We start from the raw sequence: 24,744 nt of genomic DNA on the forward strand, positions 1-24,744 counted from the left end.
TCAGGACACCCGCACGAGCGGCGTTGCAGCAACGCCGCCGAATTCCGCCAGCACCGTCTCACCGCCAACCGCGGTCTGGCCGACGGCAACACGCGGCGTCGCGGTGGAGGGCAGGAATACATCGACGCGCGAGCCAAAGCGGATCAGCCCGAAGCGCTCGCCGGTGCCGATGGCGCCGCCGGCCTCGGCCCAGCAGACGATGCGCCGCGCCACCAGGCCGGCAATCTGCACTGCGGCGACCGTTCCATTGGGGCTTTCGATGACCAACCCGTTGCGCTCGTTCTCGGTGCTTGCCTTGTCGAGTTCGGCGTTGAGGAATTTTCCTGGCCGATGCTCGATCCTGGAAATGCGGCCACGCACCGGAGAGCGGTTAACGTGGCAGGAAAAGACATTCATGAATACCGAGATGCGGGTCATTTCGCCGCCGCCGAGGCCAAGCTCGCGCGGCGGCACGGCCGGGCCAACCGCCGAGACGATGCCGTCGGCCGGGCTGACAACCAGCCGGTCGTCGATCGGCGTGACACGCTCGGGATCGCGGAAGAAATAGGCGCACCAGGCTGTCAGGATGAGACCGATCCAGAACAGGGTCGAGGAGAAATAGCCAAGAAAGAGCGTCGCCGCGCCGAACGCAGCGATAAAGGGATAACCCTCGCGATGGATCGGAACGAACGCATTCTTGATCGTGTCAACGAGGCTCATGGGATCAGGACAACCTTGGTTCCAAGTCCGGCCTCAATAGCGGAAACACCCCGCGGTCGCAACGCGACAATGGGGGCGGTTGAGGGTTTGGCGGTCGCGCCGCCGTCTCTCAGAACGACCAAGCGAAATCCACTCAGGCACCCGCTGCCGCCGCTTGGTCGAAATACTCGTCGAGCTCGCGCCGATCGGCCTCCGCCAGGCTCTCTTCGTGGCTGCCGCGCAGCTCGGCGCCGTTCGGGGTCGACTGGAGGAAGAATACGTGCCCGTCGGCCATAACCACCCAGTTCACAACCGTGTCGCCTTCCCTGGCCACGACCGAGTTCGCCGAGACAATTGCTTCGGTCGGATCGAACCCGGCCCTGCGTAGCAAGAGGTCGACAGCGACCGGCGCATGATAGGCTGCGGCCAATTCGAGCACCGTTTCTATTGCCTGCGCTTCAACACGGGCAAGTCTCTTGCCGACGCGCGGGGCGCCGGCAGCGAATGGATTCTCGCCTGGACGCGCGACGGACGGATCCTTCGGGGCGATATATTCATAGACGGCCGCATGCGTGGGCGTGGCGACGGCTAGACGCGGCTCCTTGGCATTGGTGCGCAGCTGAAAAGCCAACAGTTTTTCGCCCTCGACGTCCAGCACCCTTGCCATGCCGAGCGCCAGCTTGACCTCGGGCCTAGGCGCCTCGGCGCATGCAAGGCCGACGCCGACATCACGCCAGCCCGTCATTTGATTGACCAGCTTGCCAACAGAACGATGGAGTAGCCTCGGCTGGCGCCGGGGATTGGTCACGGCCAGCTGATGAATGGCTTCTCGGTAGTCGGCATCCTCAACGATTGCGAGTTCAGGCCACGAGTTTATCCAGCGCGCCGATAAAGCGAGCATCGATGCGGCCTGATCGGCTTGGTAGAATAGACGGTCGAGAGTACTGAGCTTATCGTCAGTACCTCCTTCGAAGCCTGTCTGTTCCTCAGTCTCCTCGGGGTGCTCCGCGACCCAGGCAGCCATTTGGTCCAAAGTCGCCAGTTGTCCGTGCGCGCCCATCTCAGCGAGGGCGGTGCGTGCGTCGGCAATGACGGTGTCGAGTTCTTCGCCAGAATTATAGATGAACTGGCTATGGCCGCCATTGTTGACCTCAGCCAAATAGTCATCGGCATGACAGGCCTGCATTGCCTTGTGGCTGATTTCCGTGGAACGGTAAAGGCCTTGCGAGACCATGGCTTCGACGAATTCTCTGACGGCTACAATGAGACCGAAAGGATTGTCGGCCGCGTCTTCCACGACTGAGCGCGGCACGATCACCGAAGATGATGGCTTGCCTGGGAATGACTGCTTGGACCGAGTCGGTGAAATGGTCGCTGATCGCTGAAATTTCTTCTTAGCCCAGCTGGAAAATCTTTCAAACACGCCAAACGCCCTTCCTGCTTGCCACAACAGGATTTCTGCGGGCCAACGTGATTCTTGCATTTGACTTTCCCGTCCGCAAGCACCGGCCGGTTATACTTTTTGAAGAAGAATGACTGAAGGCGCACGGCGCATCGCGCGGTTCCGTGCGGCTACTCAGGTCAAATATAAACGACGCCGTCGCCATCCTCATTGTCGGAACGCAGCACTCTCGCCCGTCCTTGGCAAGACAGCGCCTCTCATCGGCCTTTTCGGCCATGACGATTTGCGCAAACCCGGAGGTTCTCGGCCCATGCAGGAATCAGCAGCTAGGCAAGTGCAAGTGGTGATGAACGGCTTGGCCTTCGGCGAGTCGCCGCGCTGGCATGATGGCCGGCTGTGGTTCTGCAACTGGGGTACGGGCCAGATCATCGCCGTTGAAGCCCTAGGCAACAGTGAGATCGTGCTCACCGTGCCGGCCACCCTGCCCTATTCCATTGACTGGCTGCCGGACGGGCGCCTGCTTGTCGTCTCCGGCCGCGAAGGGCTGATCCTCAGGCAGGAGGCAGACGGGACATTGGTCACCCATGCCGATCTGAGACAACTATCAAAGAGCCCGTGGAACGAGATCGTCGTCGATGGACGCGGCAACATTTATGTCAATGGTGGTGGGCCTGCTCCGGGTCCCGGCCAGCATTTCGGCCCCGGCGCCATCGTGCTGGTCGCGCCTGACGGCTCGGTTCAGCAGGTGGCTGAGAACCTCGCCTTCGCCAATGGCATGGCGGTGACGCCTGACAACAAGACGCTTATCGTTGCCGAATCCCACGCCAACCGGCTGACCGCCTTCGACATCGCTGCCGATGGTGGCCTTTCCAACCGCAGGGTCTGGGCCAATCTCGGCAACGGTTTTCCCGACGGCATCTGCCTCGATGCCGAAGGTGCGGCGTGGTATGCCGATGTTCCGAACCGGCATTGCGTGCGGGTGCGCGAGGGCGGCGCGATGCTCGAAAGCGTCGATGTCGACCGCGGCTGCTTTGCCTGCATGCTCGGCGGCAGCGAGGGAAAAACGCTGTTCATCGTCGCCGCCGAATGGCGCGGCTTCGAACATATGATCAGCGATGCCCGTACCGGCCAAGTGCTCAGCGTCGACGCTACTGCGCCGGGCGCCGGCTGGCCGTAGAGAGCTTACATCCCGGGAATCCGCTGATAGTTGGCAATATCGGCCTTGACGCCAAGTCGCGCAATGGTCTCCTGAGGATTGAAGCCGCTGCGCTCATGCGCAGCCTTGATGATCGGCACGACCTTGTCGACAGCGGCCTGCCCTTCCCATTCGACAATGGTCACGAGGTTGAACTCGCCCGGCCCCGAGAATTGCTCAAGCAGGAAATCCTGGACGAACCCTTGCTGCTGGCGCAGCAATTCATGCGTCATTCGGACCTTGGCAAGAATCTCCTCGCGGGCGTTGGCTGGAACGACAAACTTGTCCACCCGGAATACGCTGCCGCCGCTACCTGCCTGATTTATCCCATTCATGTCGATTGTCTCCGTTTTTGAACGACGCATCTTGCTGCGATCCAAAACGGCCTACGATCTCAACTTAAGTTGAGGTCAAGCACAAATTTTCAGCTCACCTCCGAGGTGCGGCGGCGGACGACGACGCCGAACTCGTCGCTTTCGCGGGCAATGCGTAGCCGCTCCTCGGCCTCGCTTGCCTCGCGCTGGCGGTCCCACATCGATGCATAAAGGCCGCGCTTGGCCATCAAGGCGGCATGGGTGCCGCGCTCGGCGATCCGGCCGTCCTGCAGGACGATGATTTCGTCGGCGGAAATCACTGTAGACAGCCGATGGGCGATGACGAGGGTGGTGCGGCCCTGGCTGACCAGGTCGAGTGCCGCCTGGATCTCCTGCTCGGTGTGGCTGTCCAGCGCCGAAGTCGCCTCGTCGAGCATCAGGATCGGCGGGGCCTTCAAGATGGTGCGGGCAATCGCCACCCGCTGCTTCTCGCCGCCGGAGAGTTTCAGCCCGCGCTCGCCCACCATTGAGCGATAGCCGTCGGGCAGCCGCTCGATGAACGGTCCAATCTGGGCCAGTTCTGCCGCCTTGCGCACATCCTCTTCGCTGGCGCCGATGCGGCCGTAGCGGATGTTGTAGGCGATGGTATCGTTGAACAGCACCGTGTCCTGCGGCACCATCCCGATGGCGGCGCGTAAGCTCTCCTGCGTCACGTCGCGAATGTCCTGGCCGTCGATCAGAACCTTGCCGCGTTGGATATCGTAGAAACGAAACAAAAGCCGCGAAATGGTCGACTTTCCGGCTCCGGAGGGACCGACAATGGCCACCGTCTTGCCTGCTGGCACCTCGAAGCTGATACCCTTCAGGATCTTGCGGTTGGCGTCGTAGGAAAAATGCACGTCACGGAACTCGACATTGCCGGCGCTGACGACCAGTGGCTTGGCGCCTGGCCGATCGACGATCTCGCGCTTGACGTCGAGCAGATCGAACATGTTTTCGATGTCGGTCAGGCCTTGGCGGATTTCGCGGTAGATCATGCCGATGAAATTCAGCGGCACCGAAAGCTGCATGAGCATGGCGTTGACGAAGACGAAGTCGCCGACGCTCTGTGTGCCTGCCTTCACCTCGAGTGCCGACAGCACCATGACGACGGTCATGCCGATGCCGAAGATCACGCCTTGGCCGAAGTTCAGCCAACCAAGCGAGGTCCAGGTCCTGGTCGCAGCCACCTCATAGCGCGCCGTGGAACGGTCGAAGCGTTCGGCCTCCATGGCTTCGTTGTTGAAATATTTGACTGTTTCGTAGTTGAGCAGCGAATCGATCGCCTTAGTGCTGGCTTCATTGTCGCTGTCGTTCATCTCGCGGCGGATCGAAATACGCCAATCGCTCGCCCTGACGGTGAACCAGACATAGAGCCAGACCGTGACCGCGATCACCAAGACGTACAGCCAGCCATAGGTGACGGCGAAGATGCCGGCGGTGAGCGCGAATTCGACGATCGTCGGCGCAGTCGCCAGCATGGTGAACCGGACGATCGTCTCGATGCCTTTAGTGCCGCGCTCGATGACGCGCGACAGTCCGCCGGTGCGCCGTTCGAGGTGGAAGCGCAGCGACAATTCGTGCATGTGCACGAAGGTACGGAAGGCGAGCCGACGCACGGCATGCTGGGCGACCCGTGCAAACAGGGCGTCGCGCAGCTGGTTGAAGCCGAGCTGCACCAGCCGCACGGCATTGTAGGCGACGACCAGCATGACCGGCGCCAGCAGAAAGGCCGGCAGCGGCGGCGGCGATTTGCTATCGCCGGCCAGAGCGTCGGTCGCCCATTTGAAGAAATAGGGTCCGGCCACCAGGGTCAGCTTGGCGACGACCAGCAGCACGGTGGCCCACACCACCCGGGCCCTCAGGTCGGCGCGGTCGGCCGGCCACATATAGGGCCAGAGATTGCGCAACGTTCTGAAGGTCGAGCCGGAATCGGCGGAAACGGTTTTCTCGGCCATTCTTGTTTACCTTTTATGTCTTAGCGGCCGGAGCAGCAGGAATCGACCAGCGCGGCCAGCGATGCCGAAACATCGGCGAGCGCGGCGCGGTCGAGCTCATAGCGCGAGCGCTGGCGGTCAGGCTCGAAGCGGATCAGCCCGGCCTCGACCAGGATCTTCAAATGCTGGGAAACGGTGGACTGCGCCAGATCGAGATGCTCGACGACCTCGCGACAGCAGCAGGAACGGCTGGCGGAAAGGTGTTTGAGAATTTCGATCCGCGCCGGATGCGAAAGGGCCGCGAGCAGGACAGCGACAGCGCGGCTATCCGGCGTGCAGTTGGCCGGCGTGCAGTTGGCCGGCGCGCGTTCATCTGCCGCCCGGCGTCGGTCCATTACGGGGGGAGATTCGATCATCGTGCATCGGCGATAAACGATGACTGGCCCTGCCGCAAGCTATCCTGATGGGCAGAACGGCTACTCGGTCTTGGCTGGCGCCGTCGTCATCTGGTCGCCCATTGCCTTGAGATCGGCGGGTTCGCCTTCCTTCGATTTCTCCGGCACCTTGAACACCTGTCCCGGCCAGATGCGGTTCGGATTGCTGATCTGGTCCTGGTTGGCGAGATAGATGGTCGAGTAGCGCATGCCTTGGCCATAGACTCGCCGCGAAATCCGCCACAGCGTGTCATGGCGGCGGATAATGACTGCGCCATCGGCATGTTCGAGCTTAGGAGCGACGGTCTCGGGAGTTTCGCCCGAAGGCGTTGTCGCGGCCATTTCGGCCGGAGCCTCGGTGGCAGGAGTGGGGGTGGTTGCCGGCGTTTCGGCGGCTGTTGCCGGTGTAGTCGGCGCGGCTTCGGTCGCCGGCGCATTCGGCTCGGCCGGTTTTATCCCGGCAGGCTTCGGCCCGGCCGGTGCCACGGCGGCAACCGCCTCGCCTGGCTCGCGCTCGAACGGCACGGCGGCACGGGCCACCACCCTCACGCCGTCGGCGTCGAGCGCGTCGACATGGATGGTGTAGGTGCCGACCGGGATGTCACGTGTCGCTTCGACCAGGAAGTGGCGGTCGGGCGAGGTCTTCGCGTCGCCGAGCAGGATATCGTTGGCATAGGCGCGCACCTTGCGGCCGGGATCAGTGACGCCGGCAATGAAAATCTTGTTGCCGTCGATTTCGACGGCTTCGACGACGATCTTGGGCTCCGCCGCGGGAGCAGCAGGCGCTGCTGGTGTGGCGGGCGCCACCGGAGCCGGTGCGGCTTCAATGGCGGCCGGCGCGGCGGCGGCCGGCAGTTCGGTGCCAGTGGCAGGCAGCGCGGCATCAGATTTTGCCTCAGGGGCCGGAACAGTGAGCAGTTCGGACGGCTTGCCCGGCTCCTCGACCATTGCCAGCACCTGGCCGGTGGAATTCCGGGGGATCGAAACGACGGCGGTCTGCGCCGAGGCGGTCACGATATTGCCAGCCGTCGAGCGCAGCGTGATCGTGTAGTCGCCGGGCTTCAGCGGATCGTCGAGAATAATGGCAAAGGCGCGGTCGGGACCGGCGACCGTCGAGCCGAGCACAGTCGAACCGTTGAGAATCTCGACCTTGGCGTTGGGCGCCGCATTGCCGGCGACGACGATCGAGCCGTTGCTTTCGACGCGCACGATGTCGAAGGTCGGCACGATTGCACCTGCTGCGGTCGCCGCAGCGGGCGCTGCCGCATCGGTGGACGCCGCGGGCGCAGGCGGCAGCCGCCCCTCGGTCGCCGGAGCGACCGGTTTCGAAGCCGGCGGCGTCAGCGCCGCGACCTCCGCAGGCCGGGTAGAATTGAGATACGGGTCGAGCGCGCCCGATAGATAGGCGGTTCCCGCCGCGGCGACAGAGCCGCCAGCCGCGAACAAAAACGCCTTCAACGGATTAATTGCCATGTTTCCCTGCCCCTTAGCCACCTAATTCGGTCTAGCCTGTTTTACCAAATCCGACAAGAAAAAGCCCGCCCCAGGGCTTGACCATGCCAATAGTCCCTATCACCAATCATAACATGAACACGATTCGATCTGTCTGCGTCTATTGCGGCTCGTCCCCGGGCCGAGATGAAACTTATATCAAGGCCGGACATCTGCTTGGCCGCTCGATCGCCAAGTCCGGCCTGCGTCTGATTTATGGCGGTGGCACTAAAGGGATCATGGGTGCCGTCGCTGAAGGGGCATTAAAGGCCGGCGGCAAGGTAACCGGAATAATTCCACGTTTTCTGATCAACCGGGAGGCGACCGAAACCGCGCTTAACCGGCTCGACGAGCTCGTCATCACCGACAATATGCATGAGCGCAAACATAGGATGTTCGAGAAATCCGACGCCTTTGTGGCGTTGCCCGGCGGCATCGGCACGGTCGAGGAGATCGTCGAGATCATGACTTGGGCGCAACTCGGCCACCACCGCAAGCCGATCGTCTTCGGTAACGTCGGGGGGTTCTGGGATCCGATGCTAGCGCTGCTCGACCACATGGCAACGGAAGGCTTCATCCACACGGCGCAACGGGTGAAGCCGCTGGTGGTCGAGGATCCGGAAGCAATCGTCGCCGCCATCATGGTGGCGGGATCGTCCGTCGACGCTCCGACGGAGGGCGTACAGTCGGTGATTGATAAGATGTAGAGTGAATAGTGAATAGTGAATAGTGAAACACAAGACGTTCCAGACCGCGCCTGTCTATCCACTTCCCTACTGCCTTCCTTAAATCCGCAATGACCGGCCAGCCGCCTTTCTTCGTTACACGGCTCGAGCGGATGCGGCGACGGTCTTGCGCACCGACGAAAACATCGACCAGGAGTACATCGCCAGCGCCGCCCAGATCAGCCCGAAGGCTATGGCCTGCACAGTGCCGAAGGGTTCGCCGAAAATCAGCACCGCGATCAAAAAGACGATGGTCGGCGCGATATATTGCATGATGCCGATGGTGGAGAGGCGCAGCAGCCTGGCGCCGAACGCAAACAACAGCAGCGGCACGGCGGTGACCGGCCCGCAGCCGATCAGCAAGGCGGTGTCGTTCAACGAGCTGGAGACGAAATGATCCTGTCCTGTGGCGATCAGGAAGATGATGTAGCCGAGCGCCGGCACCGACAGCAGCAGCACTTCAAGCAGGAAGCCCTGGCTCGGGCCGATTGGCAGCGTCTTGCGGAAGAAGGCATAGGCGGCAAAGGAAAAGGCCAGCACCAGCGACACCCAAGGCAGCTTGCCGGCGTCGATGGTCAGCACCGCGACGGCGATTGCCGCGAGCACCACCGCCACGACCTGCAGGCGGTCGAGCCGTTCGCCGAGCAGCAGCGCGCCGACAACGACGCTGACCAGCGGATTTATGTAGTAGCCAAGCGCGGTCTCGATGGTGCGGCCGACCGCGATCGCCCAGACATAGATGCCCCAGTTGACCGAGATCAGCGCCGCCGTCAGCACCGCCATCGAAATGATGCGCGGCGAACGAACTGCCGCTTTGAAATCGGCAGTGCGACCGGCCCAGACCAGGACAGCGGCCGCGATCGGCACCGACCAGACGATGCGGTGGGCGATGACTTCGGCCAGCGGCAGATGCGCGACAGCCTTCATGTAGAAGGGCAGCAGCCCCCAAAGGAGGTAGGCGCCAAGCGCCAGCAGAAAACCGCGACGAGCTTTGGTGTCGGCTTCGATTTGCATTGCTTGGGCGGTCATGGCCCAACGCTATGCGCCAGCCGCCCTGTCAAAACCATCGCAAATTTCTGATGGATCAATGGAGTCTCGCTGATGGTTCAAGAACCCGGCGTTTTTCACCATTTCATTGAAATGCGCGAAGCCCGCACTCATTTGGTTTCGCCGGGCGCAGGCACTAGTTCCATGAATTCCACTCCAACGGTGTTGTGACGAAAGCCGGTCACGCATTCTGCCACCTCGAGCGGAATATCTGCGATAAAGTCTATGGCGGCAGCACCTGCGTCCTCACGATCCTGATCTGCGAAGCGGGCGCGGCGGATCTCCTCGAAACAGGTTGGAAGGTTTCCTGTCGCTTCCAAGTTGCGTGCACCGTCTGCGCTGGTGTGTTGTATGCTCCAGACTTCGTGCCCGTCGCGCCACTGTTCGGCCCATTGCAGCATGACCGCATCGATATTGTGAACAACGACCATATCCCTGCCCGTCGAAAGGTTGGCTAGGCGCTTCTCGTCCACCAGATGTATGTTCACGTCATTAAAAAGGACGACCGACCAATTTTGACCAACCGTCGCGCCATTGTAAGCAAAATCAAAAGCTTCGTCCGATTGTCCGCTCTGAGCCAGACCGAAAGCCAGCGCTGCCTTCGCGAGTGGCAGACCTTTGAATGCGACCCAGCTTATCGAGTAGCCCATTTCTTTACTCCGCCGCCGCCAATCCCGCCATGTCGCGGTTCTTCATCAGCTTGTAGACGATCGAATCCATCAGCGCCTGGAACGAAGCATCGATGATGTTTTCGGAGACGCCGACCGTCCACCAGCGCGCGCCGGTGCCGTCATGCGATTCGATCAGCACGCGGGTGATCGCCTCGGTGCCGCCATTGAGGATGCGCACCTTGAAGTCGGCCAGCTCGAGATCGGCGATCTCGCTCTGGAATTTGCCGAGATCCTTGCGCAGTGCAATGTCGAGCGCGTTGACCGGGCCATGGCCTTCGGCGACCGACATCTTCTCCTCGCCCTCGACCAGCACTTTCACAATCGCCTCCGAGACCGTCTTCAGCTGGCCGTTGGCGTCGAAGCGGCGCTCGACCATGCAGCGGAACGAGGTGACGCGGAAGAATTCCGGCAGGCCATGCAGCATCTTGCGCGCCAGAAGCTCGAAGCTGGCGTCGGCGCCTTCGTAAGCGTAACCCTCCGCCTCACGTTCCTTGACCACGGCGATCAGAGCGTCGAGGCGATGGTCATCCCGGGGCACGTCGATGCCGCGCCGCTTCAGCTCGGCGAGGAAATTGGCCTTCCCACCTTGGTCCGAAACCATGACGCGGCGGCGGTTGCCGACAGTCTCTGGCGGCACATGCTCGTAGGTCGCCGGCTCCTTGGCCAGCGCCGAGGCATGGATGCCGGCCTTGGTGGCGAAAGCGGAGGCGCCGACATAGGGCGCCTGCGCTTCGGGCGCGCGGTTCAGCAACTCGTCGAAGGCGCGGGACAGACGCGATATACCGGTCAACGCCTCTGCCGAAATGCCTGTAGCAAAGCGGCCCGAAAAGGCCGGCTTCAGCGCCAATGTCGGCACGATCGAGATCAGATTGGCGTTGCCGCAGCGCTCGCCGATGCCATTCAGCGTGCCCTGGATCTGGCGCACGCCGGCCTCCACGGCGGCAAGCGAATTCGCCACCGCCTGGCCGGTGTCGTCATGGGCGTGGATGCCGAGATGGTCGCCCGGTATGCCGGCGGCGATCACCTTTTCGACGATGGCACGCACCTCGGACGGCTGGGTGCCGCCATTGGTGTCGCACAGAACCACCCAGCGCGCGCCGGCTTCATAAGCCGTTCTGGCGCAGGCCAGCGCATAATCGGGGTTGGCCTTGAAGCCATCGAAGAAATGCTCGCAGTCGACCATCGCCTCCTTGCCGGCAGTGAGCGCCGCCTCGACCGAGGTCTTGATCGCCTCGAGGTTCTCCTCATTGGTGCAGCCGAGCGCGACGCGGACGTGGTAGTCCCAGCTCTTGGCGACGAAGCAGATGGCATCAGATTTGGATTGGATCAGCGTCGCGAGGCCGGGGTCGTTCGAAGCCGACACGCCTGCCCGCTTGGTCATGCCGAAGGCAACGAATTTGGCATCGGCCGTGCGACGCTCGGCAAAGAAGGCGGTGTCGGTTGGATTGGCGCCGGGGTAGCCGCCCTCGACGTAGTCGATGCCGAACTCGTCCAGCAGCTTGGCGATGGCGATCTTGTCCTCGACGGAAAAGTCGATACCCGGCGTCTGCTGACCATCGCGCAGCGTGGTGTCGAACAGATAAAGGCGCTCGCGAGCCATGGTCATTTCCCGGCAAACTTGTCCGTTGCGCGGATCAGCCTGTCGAGGATGCCCGGCTCCGAGTAGGCGTGGCCGGCGCCTTCGATCAGATGGAAGTCCGCTTTCGGCCACGCCTTGTGCAGCGCCCAGGCATAGCGCGCGGGGCACGGCATGTCGTAGCGACCGTGAACGATGGTACCCGGGATATCCTTAAGCTTCCATGCATCGCGCAGCAGCTGTCCCTCTTCCAGCCAGCCGGCATGGACGAAATAGTGGTTCTCGATGCGGGCGAAAGCCAGGGCATAATCATCCTGGCCGAAGGGACCGCTGGTTTCCGGTTCCGGCAGCAGCGTGATCGTCTCGCCCTCCCACAGGCTCCAGGCGCGGGCGGCCTCGACCCGCGCCACAGGATCGCTGCCGACCAGCCGTTTGCGGTAGGCGGCCATCATGTCGCCGCGCTCAGCCTCCGGAATGGGCGCCAAAAACCGCTCCCACTTGTCGGGGAACATCTCCGAGACGCCGAACTGGTAGTACCATTCGAGTTCGGCGCGGGTCAGCGTATAGATGCCGCGCACGACCAGTTCGCTGACCTGCTCGGGGTGGGTCTCGGCATAGGCCAGCGCCAACGTCGAACCCCACGAGCCGCCGAACACCAGCCATTTGTCGAAGCCGCACATTTTTCGCAGGCGCTCGATGTCGGCGACCAGGTGCCAGGTGGTGTTGGCTTCGAGCGAGGCATTGGGCGTCGATTTTCCGCAGCCGCGCTGGTCGAACAGAACGAGGTCGTAGAGCTTCGGGTCGAACAGCCGCCGGTGCTTTGGCGAAATGGTGCCGCCCGGCCCGCCATGCAGGAATACAGCCGGCTTGGCCCCCTTGGTGCCGGAGCGCTCCCAATAGACCTGATGGCCATCGCCAACGTCGAGCATGCCGGACTCGAAAGCCTCGATCTCGGGATAGAGGGTACGGAATTCGCTGCTCATAATTTCAGGCCCTGCTGCGGCCAGTTGGCCGTCTCGTGATCGGGATGCTGGAAGGAGATGATGGATTCCTGTCGCGCGTAGAAATCCGGGTCGTCATGGATCGGCGCGTCGAAGATCGTCTCGACCCAAGGCAGCCTAGCGGCGTAGTTGACCTGGATCTGCGGCGCCAGATCGGAACGGTCGTCGAAGGCGCCGATGGCGATCTCCAGCGCGCCGGGCTGGCGGTAGGTCAGCGGTGTGCCGCAGCGGGCGCAGAAGCCGCGATCGATGTTGACCGACGACTGAAAGTAACTCGGCTCCTCGCGCACCCATTCGACGCCGTCACTCGGCACTGTCACCAGCGCGCCGAAAAACGACCCGAACTGTTTCTGGCACATGCGGCAATGACAAATGGACGGGCGGCCGAGCGCCCCGTGGATGCGGAAGCGCACGGCGCCGCACTGGCAGCCGCCGGTACGAACGGTTTCGGTCATGATTTTTCCTCCGGCGGCCATTGTTCGGTGTCGTGGTCGGGATGTTGGTAGGAGACGAGGTCGGCGAGATAGGAGGCAGACGAGACGTCGGCCATCGTTTCCTCACCGGGCAATTCGTGAACATGGTCCACATAGGGGAGCTTGGCTTCGACACCCCATTGGATCGTCGGCGCAATCTCCTCGGGGTGGTCGAATACGGCGATGGCGAGCGCCACGCCATCGGGCGGTTCGAAGGTCAGCGGCGTGCCGCATTCGGCGCAGAAACCGCGCAAAGCCGCGTTGGACGAGCGGAAGCGTTTGGGCTCACCGCGCGTCCAGTCCAGCCTAGCGCCGCGCACCGAGACCAGCGGCAGGTAGAAATTGCCGCTCGCCTTCTGGCACATGCGGCAATGGCAGACGGAAGCATCGCCGAGCGTGCCTTCGACGCGGAAGCGCACGGCGCCGCACTGGCAGCCGCCTGTATACACCGGTCTGTTGTCGAGGCTCATCGCGCACTACTCCGGAGCATGGCAGACCGCCTCGACATTGTTGCCGTCGGGATCGAGGACGAAGGCGCCATAATAGTTCGGATGGTAGTGCGGGCGCAGGCCAGGCCCGCCATTGTCTTTGCCGCCGGCGGCGATTGCCGCGGCGTGAAAGGCATCGACCTCGGCGCGGCTGCGCGCGGTGAAAGCGACATGCTGATGATGCTTCGACTTGTCCTTGCCGGCGTGCAGCCAAAACACCGGCCGGTCGCGGCCGTAGCCGCCGACCTTGGCGCCGCCGGTATATTCCTGCGGCACCATGTAAAGCAGCGAGGCGCCGAGCGGCGCCATCGCCCTGTCGTAAAAAGCCTTCGAGGCATCGAAATCCGAAACAGTGATGCCGAGATGATCGATCATCTCTTTACCTCCCAGGTGATGATGCGTTGGCCGGTGACGGGGTCCTTGCCGTCCTTCAACTGGATGCCTTGCGTCAGCAACTCGTCGCGGATGCGGTCGGCGTCGGCCCAGTTCTTGGCGGCGATCAACGTGAGGCGTTGGGCGATCGCCTTGGCAACGGCGTCTTCATCCACCTTGGCTGTTGTGACGTCGAAGCCGAGGAACAACAGCGATGCCTTCAGTGAAGCGGCAGCATCGTTGTCTTCGGCGGCAGCGTTGCCGTTACCAGCGTTGAAATCAACGGCATCGCCAGCCAACTGCGTCAGCAACTGGAATGCGGCATAGGTGGCAAGGTCATCCGACAGCGCTTCGATCACATCCGCCGGCACCGGCTTTGCCGTCGGCGGCGCCAGATCGGCCGCTCGCTTCCATTTGCGCAACGTATTCTCCGCCTCTTCCAGCTTGCGCACGGAAAAGTCAATCGGCTCGCGATAATGCGTCATCAGCATCGCCAGCCTGAGCACCTCGCCCGGCCATTTGCGGCCGCCAAAGGTATCCGCCTCCAGCAATTCGGTGATCGAATAGAAATTGCCCAGGCTCTTGGACATCTTCTGCCCTTCGACCTGCAGGAAACCGTTGTGCATCCAAACCTTGGCCATCGTTTCGGTGCCGTGGGCGCAACGCGATTGCGCGATCTCGTTCTCGTGGTGCGGAAAGATCAGGTCGAGACCACCGCCATGGATGTCGAACACCTCGCCGAGATAGGCGGCCGACATCGCCGAGCACTCGATGTGCCAGCCCGGCCGACCCCTGCCCCACGGGCTGTCCCAGCCCGGCTCCTCGGGCGAAGACAATTTCCACAGCACGAAATCCTGCGGGTTCTTCTTATGCGCATCGACGGCGACGCGGGCGCCGGCCTGCTGCTCGTCGAGATTGCGCTTCGACAACTGCCCATAATCCGGCATGGAAGCGGTGTCGAACAAGACTTCTCCAGTCGCGACATAGGCATGGCCGCGTTCGATCAAGCGTTGAATCAAGAAGATCATGTCGACTTTGCCGTCGGGCCTGGGCTCGACGAACTCGGTGGCGCGCGGCTCGACCGTCGGTTCCAGGCAACCGAGCGCCGCAACGTCCTTGTGGAACTGACCGGCGGTCTTTTCGGTGACCCGCCTGATCGCTTCGTTCAGCGACAGCTTGCCCGATGCAATCTCGCCGCCGAAATCGCGCAGCGCGCGAGCGTTGATCTTGTCGTCGACGTCCGTAATGTTGCGGACGTAAGTGACGTGCGCTTGCCCGTAGAGATGGCGTAGCAAACGGAACAGCACGTCGAAGACGATCACCGGCCGCGCATTGCCGATATGGGCGAAGTCATAGACCGTCGGGCCGCAGACATACATGCGCACGTTGCGCAGATCGATCGGGAAGAAATCCTCCTTGCTCCGCGTTAGCGTGTTGTAGAGGCGCAGGCTCTTCGATGCGTCAGACATACGTGCGTTCCCGGTGCGTTACTTTGGTTGAGCATGATCTTTGGGATCGTGCTCTGGATGAAGCCAGTTACGCCGAGGCGCAAATCGGGCTCCAGCCTGCTGGCCGGGGCGTTTGTCCAATCTTGGAGGAGATGAGGCGAAAACGTCCAGGACCAGCGCGAGGCTAGCCGATAATGCAAATGCCACAAATGGCGAAAGGCGTTTTCATGGCCGGCTTTATCGCCTTGCCCGGTGTTGCCGTCAAGTCGCTACCTTCGCCAAAAATATCGTTGGATCACAGGAAATGCGGCACTGAAACATTTTATTAAACATGTCGGCACTGTCATGAAACATTCGCCGGCTAGATCAGCAAGCGTCACGATTTGGTCGGATTCGGCCAGCAAACGCAGACACGAAGACGTTACTAGGGAAGAGAAGAATGCCCAAGCAGGAATCCAGCCGTGCCAAGCAACCGGCGCTCGCCAGCTATTACCGAGCGATCGGTCCGGCAGCAATCGTCGCCGCTCTTCTGCACACCGCGAAGAAGAAGAAGCCGGCACAGAAGATCGTCTCGCCGCGCGCTGCCTGAGAATGCGGTCGGGTGAAGATTGAGGCGCTCACGGCGAACCAGTAACAGTAGCTTTTGCTAAAATAAACTCATCTGACTGTCGTTCGCGCCGGAGTTCTGGCGCTTGACCTTCTTGGGCTCAGGCTCGATGACGCCCTTCTCCTGAATCTCCGACCCGGTATTGGCGACCTTATTGACGAGGTCGGAAACCGGGATCGCTTCGAAGAAATCGGGCTGGGCAGGTCTCAGCAGATCGGCCACGTCGCGCGGCTCGAGCGTGCGGCAATCCAGCCAGCGTGCGAAATCCTCGGGATGGATCACTACCGGCATGCGGTCGTGGATATTGGCAGTATCGGCATTGGCGTGGGCGGTCAGAATGGCGCCGGTGTCCATTTCCGAGCCGCCCGGCTCGGCATAGGTCTCAATCAGCCCGGCGAAGGCGACAAGCCCGCCCTGTCTTGGCCGCACCCAATAGGGCTGCCCTCTTCTGCCACCGGTTTGGTGCCATTCGTAGAATCCCGAAGCCGGCACCAGGGCGCGGCGATGGCGCATGGCAGCGCGAAACGACGCCTTTTCCGAAGCCCCCTCGGAACGCGCGTTGAACAGCAGCGGGAAGTTACGCGTATCCTTCACCCAAGCAGGGATCAGGCCCCAGCGCACCAGAATCGAGCGGCGGTCGGGCAGGTTCGAGCCCGGCGCCTGCGTCAATCCGGCGAGCGCCATCAGCACCGGCTGCGTCGGCGCGATATTGTAGCGGGCCGGAAACTCCTCAAGTTCCGCCAGGCCGAGAAAGGCGGCGGTCTGGTCCGGAGTGGCTGTCAAAGCAAAGCGTCCGCACATAAATTCAGCTTTCGATCGGTGGCGTATGAAAGTGGCCATGGAACCTGCCTTTCGCAACCGCTAAAGCTGTTCGCCGACGGTCGGTCCACAACGGCCTGTGCCAATCGAGCGATCCGGAGCCATGGAAGCACGCAAGATCATTCCGGCAGTCTCGGCCTGCGTCGTGCGCGAGAACACGGTGCTGCTGGTCAAGCGGGCCAGGCCGCCCTCGCAAGGCCTCTATGCCTTTCCCGGCGGCAAGGTCGAAGCCGGCGAGACGCTGGAACAGGCAGCACGGCGCGAATTGCTGGAAGAGACCGGATTGCAGGCACGCAGCTACCGGCCGCTGCGGGAAATCCACATCGACGGCAGCGGGGACGGACATCCGGTCGACTACTGGCTGACGGTGTTTGGGGCCGATTATGCCGGCGGCGAGGCGGTTGCCAGCGACGACGCCGAAACCGCGGCTTTCTATACGCTGGCCGAAATGATGGCGATGCCGCTCGCCGATGCAGTGTTTGAAATTGCCGACGATCTACTCGGTCCCAAAAAAGACGGCGAGACGTGAGCCAGAGAATCGCCTTGCAGGCGACAAATTGTTCCAGCACAAAGCCTCATGAGCCGCACGTCTTCGTTTCTCGCCGCATGCCTCGCCGTCAGTGTGGTTGTCGGTGCGCGCCCGGCGATTGCCGCCGAAGCACCGTTCGAGCCCGGGCTGATGCGGCTGGCGGAAGTGCTCGGCTCGCTGCATTTCCTGCGTAATCTGTGTGGCGAGAAGGGCGATCGGTGGCGAGCCGAGATGGAAAAACTGATCGCATCGGAAAATCCGAACCCGGAGCGGCGCGCCCGCTTCATCGCCAGCTTCAACCGCGGCTACCGGTCGTTCGGCGGCACTTATACGCAATGCACGGCCTCGGCGACGGAAGCCATCAGCCGCTACATGAAGGAAGGCGAGACGCTGTCTCGCGACATCGCTTCGCGCTACGGAAACTGACGACGGCAGCCGCCTTCCGGAAAAGCCGCATCAAGGGTCGGCGCCGTCGCGGCGGACGCGTTCGACACTTCTTCGCTTGCCTCGACTGAGGTCTTGGTGCAAACCTAATGTTGCACTTTTGCAACTATGTTAACGAAACGTTAGCGCGCAGATGTGAAATTAACTCAAACTGAAGGTTTCCGTCCCCTTGGCCGACCTAATCGGCTAAGTTTGAAACGGATCGGATGCAGGTTTGCTAGACGCGACGGAATTTGTAGACAGCGACCAAAAAAATGTCGCATTTACAGATACTTACTTGCGCCTGCGTGTAAAAGGGACAACTCAAGCTTGATCCCTGTCCAACGGATCACCGCTTGAAAGGGTGGACATCGCAATGGAACATGGCGTCAACGACATCGACGCGCTGGTCAGGGAAGAAAAGCGCCTGACTGCCGTGGAAAGTCACAGCGAAGCCTGGGCAGAAGGATTGTCGGCGGGGATCGAGCCGGAAATCATCGCCGAGGCAGCCCTCGAAACGGCATTCGGCGAAATGCTGCGCGCCAATGGCGAGACCTCGGCGCTTGCCCTGCTCGATCGCATGCGTGAAAAGGTGATTGCCGGGGCCTTCGAGCCCGAAAGACTGCGGCACTGATCCCGGCTCTTTGACGACGGCGCGCCGCCGGACATCATGTCCGGGCACATGGATGGGCTGGAACCAGGGAGTAGCAGGCGGTGAATTTTTCGATATCAGGCAAGCCACGCGGCCTGGTCCTCGGCATTTGGCTTAGTGCTTCCTGCGCCACAATTCCCCTTGCACTGTTTCTTGCGAGCAGTCCCGCTCACGCCCTCAGCGAGATCAAACGCGAAGACCTGCCCTCGCCGGTCACGCCGCCGCCGGACGGCGACATGTCGCCGTCTGGAAGTACCGTGCCGATGCCCGGCCCGCTCGGCACGGTACCACCTCCAGCCCGCCAGCCGACTCCGTCCGACGAGCCAGAGCAAACCGAACCGAAAGGGCCATCGGACGATGGCGGGATGGCCAATCCGCATGTCGATCCGGACGCGCCTGTGCCCGAAGTCGTCTACGACCTGGCCCAGTTGCCGGAACCGGTCAGGCGCATGCACGATCTGATCGTCGAGGCGTGCAAAAGCGGCGACATCGAAAAGCTTCGGCCGCTGATCGGCACGGGAGACATGATGACCCAATTGTCGCTGGGTGACATCGAGGGCGACCCGATCGCCTTCCTGAAGGGCCTTTCGGGCGATACGGAAGGCCAGGAGATCCTCGCCATCCTGGAAGAGGTGCTCAGTGCCGGTTATGTCCATGTCGATGCCGGCACGCCGCAGGATCTCTATGTCTGGCCCTATTTCTTCGCCCTGCCGCTGGACAAACTCGATGCCAGGCAGCGGGTCGAGCTGTTCAAGATCGTCACCGCCAGCGACTATGACGATATGAAGCAGTTCGGTGCGTACATCTTTTACCGAGTCGGCATCACGCCGACCGGACAATGGACGTTCTTCGTTGCTGGGGATTGAGTGGTTTAGCCTGGCCCTTATGAGGCAGGGAGCTTAGCCCGCCAACGCCTCGCAAAACTCCACCGCCCTGCCCTGGCTCGGCGCGACGATCTCGCCTTCCCACATCACGCGCCGGCCGCGAACGATGGTGCCGACCGGCCAGCCGGTCACCTGCCTGCCGTCATAAGGCGTCCAGCCGGCCTTGGAGCCTTGCTGGGCGTTGGCGATGGTCTCGCGGCGCTTCAGATCGACGATGGTCAGATCGGCATCGTAGCCGGCGGCAATACGGCCTTTCCTGGCGATGCCGAAAATACGCTGCGGGCCGTGGCTGGTCAGGTCGACAAAGCGCTGCAAGGTCAGCCGGCCGGCGTTGAGATGGTCCAGCATGATCGGCACCAAAGTCTGCACGCCGGTCATACCGGACGGCGACGCCGGATAAGGTTTTGCCTTCTCGGCCAGCGTGTGCGGCGCATGGTCGGAGCCGAGGACATCGACAACGCCTTGCGCAATGCCCTGCCAGATCCCCTCGCGATGACGCGTGGCGCGCACCGGCGGGTTCATCTGGATCAACGTACCGAGCTGCGCATAGTCATCGGCGCTCAGCGTCAAATGATGCGGCGTCGCCTCGCAGGTCGCGACATCCTTATGCTGTTCGAGGAAGCCTATCTCCTCGGCGGTCGAGATGTGCAGCACATGGATCCGGGCGCGAACCTGGCGCGCGATACGCACAAGGCGCTCTGTGCAGCGCAATGCAGCGATCTCGTCGCGCCACACCGGATGTGAGGACGGATCGCCCGCGATACGCTCGCCAAGCCGCTCGCGCAGCCGGAACTCGTCCTCGGAATGAAAGGCGGCGCGGCGGCGTGTGTTCCTCAGGATCGAGGCAACGCCTTCGTCGTCCTCGACCAGCAGGTCGCCGGTGGACGAGCCCATGAACACTTTTATGCCGGCCGCACCCGGCAGCCGCTCGAGATCGCCAACGTCTTTTGCATTGTCGCGGGTCCCGCCGACCCAGAAGGCAAAGTCGCAATGCATGCGGCCGGTGGCACGCCGCACCTTGTCGACAAGGGTTGTCTCGCTGGTGGTCAGCGGATTGGTGTTCGGCATCTCGAAGACGGCGGTGACGCCGCCAAGCACCGCTGCGCGGGAGCCCGTCTCCAAATCTTCCTTGTGCTCCAGTCCCGGCTCGCGGAAATGCACCTGACTGTCGACGACGCCCGGCAGGATATGGAGCCCGTGGCAGTCGATCGTCTCGCCCGCCGATGCCTGGCGGAGGTCGCCGATGGCAGCGATGCGCCCACCATTGATACCGACGTCGCGAAAACCCTCGCCGTCGTGATTGACCACGGTGCCGCCTGTCAGGATGAGATCGTAGAGGGGGGCCATGCGGATCCGGTCTCTTGCGGGGGAAGTGCCAGCGGCTTACGTAATGACCGATAGTTTTGCAAGATCAGGCTCGTTTCCCACCATGCCCTTTGCCTCGCTCAGAGATCGCGCACTCGTTTCCGTATCCGGACCGGATGCCGAACACTTTTTGCAGAACATCCTGACCACCGACCTAGACGCGCTCGGCCGCGGCGAAGCAAAGCCCGGCGCCTTGCTGACGCCGCAAGGCAAGATCCTTTTCGACTTCCTGATCTCGCGCGCTGACGAAAATATTTTCCGGCTCGAATGCCGTGCTGAGACCACCGATGACTTCATGCGCCGGCTGACGCTCTACAAGTTGCGCGCCAAAGTCGAAATTGCCAAGGCAGATCAGTCGGTTGTGACCGTCATATGGGAAAGCCATTCAACTGCCTCGCAATTTGAATCTGCACCGTTTGCCGATGCGCGGTTTGTCGATGCTACCGTCACGCGCTTCTATGGTGGCGCCCCAGACGGCGGCGACCTTGCCGCATGGCAAGCCTTTCGCATCGCCAATGGCATTGCCGAAAGCGGCAGCGACTATCAGCTCGGCGACGCGTTTCCGCATGATGTGCTGCTCGACGAGATCGGCGGCGTCGGCTTCAAGAAAGGCTGCTACGTCGGCCAGGAGGTCGTCTCGCGCATGCAGCATCGCGGCACTGCCAGGCGCCGAGTGTTGATCGTCTCGGCCGAACGCCCCCTGCCCACTTCGCGCGCAGAGTTGGCCGTGGCGGGGCGACCAGTCGGCACGCTTGGCTCTACCGCCGGCACGACAGGCCTTGCCATTGCCCGCATCGACCGGGTCAAGGCAGCGCTCGACGCCGGCCTGCCGATCCTGGCTGGCGAAGTCGCCGTGTCGCTCGCCATTCCGTCCTGGGCGAAATTCAGCTTTCCGCAGGAAGCCGTCGGCGCGGAGGACGCCTGATGGCGGCCGACCGCGCCGGGGCGCCGCCGCGTGCCTGGCAACGTATGCTGTCCGGCCGCCGGCTCGACCTGCTCGATCCCTCGCCGCTCGACATCGAGATCTCCGATATTGCCCATGGCCTTGCCCGCGTCGCACGCTGGAACGGCCAGACCAGAGGCGATCACGCCTTTTCGGTCGCCCAGCATTCGCTGCTGGTCGAAACGCTTGTCGGCGAACTGATGCCGGATGCCGACGCTGACGCGCGGTTGGCGGCGCTGCTGCACGACGCGCCGGAATACGTCATCGGCGATATGATTTCGCCGTTCAAATCTGTGATGGGCGGCAGCTACAGGGATTGCGAGATCAGGCTGCAGCGCGCCATCCATCTGCGCTTTTCACTGCCGGCCGAACTCGACGCGGGGCTGCGCAAGGAAATCAAGCGAGCGGATCAGATCGCCGCTTATTTCGAAGCAACGCTGCTTGCGGGTTTTTCGACGGCAGAGGCGACCGAGTTCTTCGGCAGGCCGCGCGGTTTCAACGCCGAGCGCTTCGATGTCACGCCGCGCTCGGTGACCTGGGCGCAGAATGCCTTTCTCAAACGGTTTGCGGCAATCGAAAAGTCGCGACGCCAGACTGCCGTTCCAGCCGGCTGAAAACGGTAAATTAACCGGCAGGGACAACAGTGCCGTGGTTAACCATGGTCCATAGGCTTGCCTCATGCCCGTTGCCGGTATCAAGGCTGGTTCATCCGTGCGCCGACGGAGGGCCAAAGGCGTTGGTCTGCCGCGACGGATCGAAGACGAACTGCGCGAGCAGAACGAGCGTTTTTCGGCAGCAATCGAGAACATGTCGCATGGCCTGTGCATGTTCGATGCCGATGAGCGGATGATCATCTGCAACAGGAACTACATCAGCATCTTTCGCCTCGACGCCGAAGTGGTGCGGCCCGGTATCCGGTTTTTCGACATCCTCCAGCACAGCGTGGATATCGGCATCGCCTCGCAAAGCGCCGAGCAACTCTATGCCATCCGCAAGCCCTATATCGACCAGGCAAAACCTTCCACCTATGAGGAAACGCTGGCAGACGGGCGCATCGTCAACATTTCGCATCGGCCGCTGGCGTCAGGTGGCTGGGTCTCGATCTACGAGGACATAACCGAGCAACGGCGCGCCGAGCAGGAGTTGAAGGAGCAGCACCGCCGTTTTGACGCAGCACTTGCCAACATGTCGCAAGGCCTTTTGATGTACGATGCGGACGGCAAGCTGATCGTGCGCAACGAACGTTTCCTGGAACTTTATCATGTCAGGCCCGCCGACTTCCCGCTTGGCATGAGCCACCGTGATGCGTTCAAGCGGCTGCTGGAACTGGGCATTTACACAAAGCTCGACCCCGACAGCGAAATCTCGCAAATCGAAGCCTGCCTGCGGGCGGGGAAAACACACGTAACGCATCGCCATCTCGCCGACGGCAGGACGCTGCTGGTTGCGCGCCGGCCGATGAGCGGCGGCGGCTGGGTCGCGACGTTCGACGACGTCACCGAGCGCAGGCGTGTGGAAGAGCGCATGACCCATCTTGCGCACCACGACACACTGACCAACCTGCCCAATCGCTCGATGCTTCGCGAACGGCTCGACCAAGCCCTGAGCGAGACGAGAGACGGATCGCTGGCGATATTCTCGCTCGACCTCGATCACTTCAAGGCAGTCAATGATACTTGGGGTCACCCCGCCGGCGACTGGCTGCTGAAATGCGTGGCCGAACGGCTGCAACGGTGCCTGCGCAATGAAACGGACGTTGTCTCCCGCTTCGGCGGCGACGAATTCGTCATCATCCTGTTCAATCTCAAAAGCCCGGGCGACGCGGAAAAGCTGGCCAAACGCATAGTCGAGATCATCGGAAAGCCGTTTCGCGACAAGAGACACGACATGCGTGTCGGCATCAGTCTCGGCATCGCGCTGTTTCCGAATGACGGCAAGGACGCCGAGACTTTGCTGAAAAATGCCGATATGGCGCTCTATCGGGCAAAGAGCGAAGGGCGCAACCTCTACCGCTTTTTCGAACCGGCCATGGACGCGATGGTGCGGGCACGCCGGGCGCTCGAAATCGATCTCAGGGCAGCGCTGTCGCGCCGCGAATTCGAGCTGGATTTCCAGCCGATCATGAACATCGCCTCCGGCGAGATCGTCGGCGCCGAAGCCTTGATGCGCTGGCGATCGCCGGTGCGCGACCTGGTGCGGCCGGACGACTTCATTCCGGCCGCCGAGGAGACCGGGCTGATCGTGCCGCTCGGAGAATGGGCGCTGCGAAAAGCCTGCACGACCGCGGCAGGCTGGGCGGCTTGGCGCATCGCAGTCAATGTCTCCGCCGTGCAGATCAAAAGCGGTACCTTTGCCCGCAGCGTCATTTCGGCACTGGCGTTCTCGGGCGTGCCGGCCAACCGACTTGAACTGGAAATCACCGAAACGGTGCTGATGGACGAGAGCGATCTGGTGCTCAAGACACTCAGGCAGCTACGCGATCTGGGCGTCCGCATCGCGCTGGACGATTTCGGCACCGGTTATTCCTCGCTGGGCTACCTCAGGCGCTTTCCCGTCGACAAGATCAAGATCGATCGCTCGTTCACCCGTGACATCGACAGTCGCGATACCGCGGCGATCGTGCGCACCATCATCGGGCTTGGCGCACAGCTGGGCATCACCGTCACCGCCGAAGGTGTCGAGACCGAAGCGCAGCTTGAATTCCTGCAAAAGGAGGGTTGTGTCGAGGCCCAGGGCTATTTGATCGGCGTGCCGTCAAAGGCGTCGGACATTAATCGGCTGGTGAAGTCGAGCGCGACGATCCGGCAGTCCGGCTAAGTGCGACAGTCTCGCGGAAGCGCGGGCAACCGGCTTAGATCTCCTTGAGATGACGCTCGATTCGCGTGTTAATTCCTTGATAGAGAAGGCGGAATTCAGGTGTGGCGAACCAGGAGGTTTCTTGCCGGGTCAGAGGTGCCCGCTCAATGCCTCAACCATATCCTTGTTCGTCGCCACAGGAACAATCTCGAATTCGACCAGATCGGCCCATTCGATGACCCACCGCTGCAGGAGCGTGATGTCATCGGCCTCCACCAGCAGGAAGCAGCGGCTCATATCCGCTGCGATCCAGCTGTGGTGCACGAGAAGCGCGTCCGGCTTCAGGCGGCCCTGGTCGCGGAAACGGCGGTAGATCTCCTTGCGGTCGCAGCCGCGAAAATCCTCGGTTACGAAGAACAGCATCTTTTTCCCCTC

Annotated in this window: 27 protein-coding genes; 10 read left to right on the plus strand and 17 right to left on the minus strand. The window is 62.1% G+C overall.

Going from position 1 to position 24,744, the window contains the following annotated elements; genetic code table 11:
- Complete coding sequence (locus NKH98_RS21965) at positions 1-699, minus strand: phosphatidylserine decarboxylase (protein WP_352705371.1); 699 nt, start codon at positions 697-699, stop codon at positions 1-3.
- A 133-nt stretch (positions 700-832) separates the two neighbouring features.
- Positions 833-1,990, minus strand: a complete 1,158-nt coding sequence (locus NKH98_RS21970; RefSeq protein WP_352901611.1) for a DMP19 family protein — start codon at positions 1,988-1,990, stop codon at positions 833-835.
- Positions 1,991-2,390: 400 nt separating this feature from the next.
- On the opposite strand from NKH98_RS21970, the gene NKH98_RS21975 reads away from it, so the two are divergent.
- A complete protein-coding gene (locus NKH98_RS21975; RefSeq protein WP_352705374.1) occupies positions 2,391-3,257 on the plus strand; it encodes an SMP-30/gluconolactonase/LRE family protein in 867 nt (288 codons plus the stop codon).
- A gap of 5 nt (positions 3,258-3,262) precedes the next feature.
- On the opposite strand, the gene NKH98_RS21980 is transcribed toward NKH98_RS21975, so the two are convergent.
- From NKH98_RS21980 to NKH98_RS21995, 4 genes are all read right to left on the minus strand, one after another.
- Positions 3,263-3,610 (minus strand): antibiotic biosynthesis monooxygenase, encoded by a 348-nt coding sequence (locus NKH98_RS21980; protein ID WP_352647426.1) that lies wholly within the window; start codon positions 3,608-3,610, stop codon positions 3,263-3,265.
- 89 nt (positions 3,611-3,699) lie between these two features.
- A complete protein-coding gene (locus NKH98_RS21985) occupies positions 3,700-5,586 on the minus strand; it encodes an ABCB family ABC transporter ATP-binding protein/permease (protein ID WP_352901615.1) in 1,887 nt (628 codons plus the stop codon).
- A gap of 20 nt (positions 5,587-5,606) precedes the next feature.
- Positions 5,607-5,960 carry an ArsR/SmtB family transcription factor gene (locus tag NKH98_RS21990; protein WP_502894292.1) on the minus strand — a complete coding sequence of 118 codons (354 nt, stop codon included), beginning with the start codon at positions 5,958-5,960 and terminating at the stop codon, positions 5,607-5,609.
- 81 nt (positions 5,961-6,041) lie between these two features.
- Positions 6,042-7,472, minus strand: coding sequence for a LysM peptidoglycan-binding domain-containing protein (locus NKH98_RS21995; protein WP_352901621.1), 1,431 nt, complete (start codon positions 7,470-7,472; stop codon positions 6,042-6,044).
- 113 nt (positions 7,473-7,585) lie between these two features.
- Here NKH98_RS21995 and NKH98_RS22000 point away from each other — a divergent pair, with 113 nt between their 5' ends.
- Positions 7,586-8,197: an LOG family protein gene (locus NKH98_RS22000; RefSeq protein WP_254820219.1), complete on the plus strand. Its 612-nt coding sequence runs from the start codon at positions 7,586-7,588 to the stop codon at positions 8,195-8,197.
- Positions 8,198-8,311: 114 nt separating this feature from the next.
- On the opposite strand, the gene rarD is transcribed toward NKH98_RS22000, so the two are convergent.
- The 8 genes from rarD to cysS all read right to left on the minus strand — a co-directional run bounded on the left by rarD (position 8,312) and on the right by cysS (position 15,312).
- On the minus strand, positions 8,312-9,244 hold the full coding sequence (gene rarD / locus NKH98_RS22005; RefSeq protein WP_352901623.1) for an EamA family transporter RarD: 933 nt from the start codon (positions 9,242-9,244) through the stop codon (positions 8,312-8,314).
- A gap of 128 nt (positions 9,245-9,372) precedes the next feature.
- The gene (locus NKH98_RS22010; RefSeq protein ID WP_352901626.1) at positions 9,373-9,912 is read right to left on the minus strand and encodes a hypothetical protein; all 540 of its coding nucleotides are present in this window, start codon (positions 9,910-9,912) and stop codon (positions 9,373-9,375) included.
- A 4-nt stretch (positions 9,913-9,916) separates the two neighbouring features.
- Complete coding sequence (cimA, locus tag NKH98_RS22015) at positions 9,917-11,539, minus strand: citramalate synthase (protein ID WP_352901629.1); 1,623 nt, start codon at positions 11,537-11,539, stop codon at positions 9,917-9,919.
- Positions 11,536-12,492, minus strand: coding sequence for a prolyl aminopeptidase (gene pip / locus NKH98_RS22020; protein ID WP_352901632.1), 957 nt, complete (start codon positions 12,490-12,492; stop codon positions 11,536-11,538). The genes cimA and pip overlap by 4 nt, the downstream gene beginning before the upstream one ends.
- Positions 12,489-12,965 (minus strand): GFA family protein, encoded by a 477-nt coding sequence (locus NKH98_RS22025; protein WP_352448982.1) that lies wholly within the window; start codon positions 12,963-12,965, stop codon positions 12,489-12,491. The genes pip and NKH98_RS22025 overlap by 4 nt, the downstream gene beginning before the upstream one ends.
- The gene (locus tag NKH98_RS22030; RefSeq protein WP_352901634.1) at positions 12,962-13,453 is read right to left on the minus strand and encodes a GFA family protein; all 492 of its coding nucleotides are present in this window, start codon (positions 13,451-13,453) and stop codon (positions 12,962-12,964) included. The genes NKH98_RS22025 and NKH98_RS22030 overlap by 4 nt, the downstream gene beginning before the upstream one ends.
- Before the next feature lie 6 nt (positions 13,454-13,459).
- A complete protein-coding gene (locus NKH98_RS22035) occupies positions 13,460-13,846 on the minus strand; it encodes a VOC family protein (RefSeq protein WP_254820212.1) in 387 nt (128 codons plus the stop codon).
- Positions 13,843-15,312 carry a cysteine--tRNA ligase gene (cysS, locus tag NKH98_RS22040; RefSeq protein WP_352901637.1) on the minus strand — a complete coding sequence of 490 codons (1,470 nt, stop codon included), beginning with the start codon at positions 15,310-15,312 and terminating at the stop codon, positions 13,843-13,845. Before cysS ends, NKH98_RS22035 begins: the two co-directional genes overlap by 4 nt.
- 418 nt (positions 15,313-15,730) lie before the next feature.
- Between cysS and NKH98_RS22045 the strand changes: the two genes are divergently transcribed.
- Positions 15,731-15,880 carry a hypothetical protein gene (locus tag NKH98_RS22045; RefSeq protein ID WP_352901639.1) on the plus strand — a complete coding sequence of 50 codons (150 nt, stop codon included), beginning with the start codon at positions 15,731-15,733 and terminating at the stop codon, positions 15,878-15,880.
- 57 nt (positions 15,881-15,937) lie between these two features.
- Here NKH98_RS22045 and NKH98_RS22050 read toward each other — a convergent pair whose 3' ends face one another.
- Entirely contained in the window at positions 15,938-16,699 is a 762-nt protein-coding gene (locus NKH98_RS22050) for an SOS response-associated peptidase (protein WP_352901679.1), read from the minus strand.
- Positions 16,700-16,820: 121 nt separating this feature from the next.
- On the opposite strand from NKH98_RS22050, the gene NKH98_RS22055 reads away from it, so the two are divergent.
- The 4 genes from NKH98_RS22055 to NKH98_RS22070 all read left to right on the plus strand — a co-directional run bounded on the left by NKH98_RS22055 (position 16,821) and on the right by NKH98_RS22070 (position 19,187).
- Positions 16,821-17,246, plus strand: coding sequence for an NUDIX hydrolase (locus NKH98_RS22055; RefSeq protein ID WP_254820209.1), 426 nt, complete (start codon positions 16,821-16,823; stop codon positions 17,244-17,246).
- Between the two features lie 48 nt (positions 17,247-17,294).
- Entirely contained in the window at positions 17,295-17,672 is a 378-nt protein-coding gene (locus NKH98_RS22060; protein WP_023677748.1) for a TIGR02301 family protein, read from the plus strand.
- A gap of 373 nt (positions 17,673-18,045) precedes the next feature.
- A complete protein-coding gene (locus tag NKH98_RS22065; protein ID WP_008874920.1) occupies positions 18,046-18,303 on the plus strand; it encodes a hypothetical protein in 258 nt (85 codons plus the stop codon).
- A gap of 80 nt (positions 18,304-18,383) precedes the next feature.
- A complete protein-coding gene (locus tag NKH98_RS22070; RefSeq protein ID WP_352901642.1) occupies positions 18,384-19,187 on the plus strand; it encodes a hypothetical protein in 804 nt (267 codons plus the stop codon).
- Positions 19,188-19,220: 33 nt separating this feature from the next.
- Here NKH98_RS22070 and NKH98_RS22075 read toward each other — a convergent pair whose 3' ends face one another.
- Positions 19,221-20,552 (minus strand): dihydroorotase, encoded by a 1,332-nt coding sequence (locus NKH98_RS22075; protein WP_352480333.1) that lies wholly within the window; start codon positions 20,550-20,552, stop codon positions 19,221-19,223.
- 82 nt (positions 20,553-20,634) lie between these two features.
- Between NKH98_RS22075 and ygfZ the strand changes: the two genes are divergently transcribed.
- From ygfZ to NKH98_RS22090, 3 genes are all read left to right on the plus strand, one after another.
- Positions 20,635-21,495 (plus strand): CAF17-like 4Fe-4S cluster assembly/insertion protein YgfZ, encoded by an 861-nt coding sequence (ygfZ, locus tag NKH98_RS22080; RefSeq protein WP_352901681.1) that lies wholly within the window; start codon positions 20,635-20,637, stop codon positions 21,493-21,495.
- Positions 21,495-22,127, plus strand: coding sequence for an HD domain-containing protein (locus NKH98_RS22085; protein WP_023677753.1), 633 nt, complete (start codon positions 21,495-21,497; stop codon positions 22,125-22,127). The genes ygfZ and NKH98_RS22085 overlap by 1 nt, the downstream gene beginning before the upstream one ends.
- A 64-nt stretch (positions 22,128-22,191) precedes the next feature.
- Positions 22,192-24,330, plus strand: coding sequence for a putative bifunctional diguanylate cyclase/phosphodiesterase (locus NKH98_RS22090; protein ID WP_352901645.1), 2,139 nt, complete (start codon positions 22,192-22,194; stop codon positions 24,328-24,330).
- A 129-nt stretch (positions 24,331-24,459) separates the two neighbouring features.
- Here the strand turns inward: NKH98_RS22090 and NKH98_RS22095 are convergent, their stop codons facing one another.
- Positions 24,460-24,732 carry a DUF3303 domain-containing protein gene (locus tag NKH98_RS22095; protein WP_254820204.1) on the minus strand — a complete coding sequence of 91 codons (273 nt, stop codon included), beginning with the start codon at positions 24,730-24,732 and terminating at the stop codon, positions 24,460-24,462.
- Positions 24,733-24,744: the final 12 nt, after the last annotated feature.

Source organism: Mesorhizobium sp. M0833 (genome assembly GCF_040319905.1).
In the GTDB taxonomy this organism is placed as follows: Bacteria; Pseudomonadota; Alphaproteobacteria; order Rhizobiales; family Rhizobiaceae; genus Mesorhizobium.

What these genes read in the sequence shown, in the direction of transcription:
- cimA (WP_352901629.1), bottom strand. Translation starts at nt 11,539, where the DNA reads ATGACCATGGCTCGCGAGCGCCTTTATCTGTTCGACACCACGCTGCGC.
- NKH98_RS21965 (WP_352705371.1), bottom strand. Translation starts at nt 699, where the DNA reads ATGAGCCTCGTTGACACGATCAAGAATGCGTTCGTTCCGATCCATCGC.
- NKH98_RS22030 (WP_352901634.1), bottom strand. Translation starts at nt 13,453, where the DNA reads ATGAGCCTCGACAACAGACCGGTGTATACAGGCGGCTGCCAGTGCGGC.
- rarD (WP_352901623.1), bottom strand. Translation starts at nt 9,244, where the DNA reads ATGACCGCCCAAGCAATGCAAATCGAAGCCGACACCAAAGCTCGTCGC.
- NKH98_RS22090 (WP_352901645.1), top strand. Translation starts at nt 22,192, where the DNA reads ATGCCCGTTGCCGGTATCAAGGCTGGTTCATCCGTGCGCCGACGGAGG.
- pip (WP_352901632.1), bottom strand. Translation starts at nt 12,492, where the DNA reads ATGAGCAGCGAATTCCGTACCCTCTATCCCGAGATCGAGGCTTTCGAG.
- NKH98_RS22075 (WP_352480333.1), bottom strand. Translation starts at nt 20,552, where the DNA reads ATGGCCCCCCTCTACGATCTCATCCTGACAGGCGGCACCGTGGTCAAT.
- NKH98_RS22060 (WP_023677748.1), top strand. Translation starts at nt 17,295, where the DNA reads ATGAGCCGCACGTCTTCGTTTCTCGCCGCATGCCTCGCCGTCAGTGTG.
- ygfZ (WP_352901681.1), top strand. Translation starts at nt 20,635, where the DNA reads ATGCCCTTTGCCTCGCTCAGAGATCGCGCACTCGTTTCCGTATCCGGA.
- NKH98_RS22025 (WP_352448982.1), bottom strand. Translation starts at nt 12,965, where the DNA reads ATGACCGAAACCGTTCGTACCGGCGGCTGCCAGTGCGGCGCCGTGCGC.
- NKH98_RS22035 (WP_254820212.1), bottom strand. Translation starts at nt 13,846, where the DNA reads ATGATCGATCATCTCGGCATCACTGTTTCGGATTTCGATGCCTCGAAG.
- NKH98_RS22085 (WP_023677753.1), top strand. Translation starts at nt 21,495, where the DNA reads ATGGCGGCCGACCGCGCCGGGGCGCCGCCGCGTGCCTGGCAACGTATG.
- NKH98_RS22000 (WP_254820219.1), top strand. Translation starts at nt 7,586, where the DNA reads ATGAACACGATTCGATCTGTCTGCGTCTATTGCGGCTCGTCCCCGGGC.
- NKH98_RS21995 (WP_352901621.1), bottom strand. Translation starts at nt 7,472, where the DNA reads ATGGCAATTAATCCGTTGAAGGCGTTTTTGTTCGCGGCTGGCGGCTCT.
- NKH98_RS22010 (WP_352901626.1), bottom strand. Translation starts at nt 9,912, where the DNA reads ATGGGCTACTCGATAAGCTGGGTCGCATTCAAAGGTCTGCCACTCGCG.
- NKH98_RS22050 (WP_352901679.1), bottom strand. Translation starts at nt 16,699, where the DNA reads ATGTGCGGACGCTTTGCTTTGACAGCCACTCCGGACCAGACCGCCGCC.
- cysS (WP_352901637.1), bottom strand. Translation starts at nt 15,312, where the DNA reads ATGTCTGACGCATCGAAGAGCCTGCGCCTCTACAACACGCTAACGCGG.
- NKH98_RS21980 (WP_352647426.1), bottom strand. Translation starts at nt 3,610, where the DNA reads ATGAATGGGATAAATCAGGCAGGTAGCGGCGGCAGCGTATTCCGGGTG.
- NKH98_RS22055 (WP_254820209.1), top strand. Translation starts at nt 16,821, where the DNA reads ATGGAAGCACGCAAGATCATTCCGGCAGTCTCGGCCTGCGTCGTGCGC.
- NKH98_RS21990 (WP_502894292.1), bottom strand. Translation starts at nt 5,960, where the DNA reads ATGGACCGACGCCGGGCGGCAGATGAACGCGCGCCGGCCAACTGCACG.
- NKH98_RS22045 (WP_352901639.1), top strand. Translation starts at nt 15,731, where the DNA reads ATGCCCAAGCAGGAATCCAGCCGTGCCAAGCAACCGGCGCTCGCCAGC.
- NKH98_RS21975 (WP_352705374.1), top strand. Translation starts at nt 2,391, where the DNA reads ATGCAGGAATCAGCAGCTAGGCAAGTGCAAGTGGTGATGAACGGCTTG.
- NKH98_RS22065 (WP_008874920.1), top strand. Translation starts at nt 18,046, where the DNA reads ATGGAACATGGCGTCAACGACATCGACGCGCTGGTCAGGGAAGAAAAG.
- NKH98_RS22095 (WP_254820204.1), bottom strand. Translation starts at nt 24,732, where the DNA reads ATGCTGTTCTTCGTAACCGAGGATTTTCGCGGCTGCGACCGCAAGGAG.
- NKH98_RS21985 (WP_352901615.1), bottom strand. Translation starts at nt 5,586, where the DNA reads ATGGCCGAGAAAACCGTTTCCGCCGATTCCGGCTCGACCTTCAGAACG.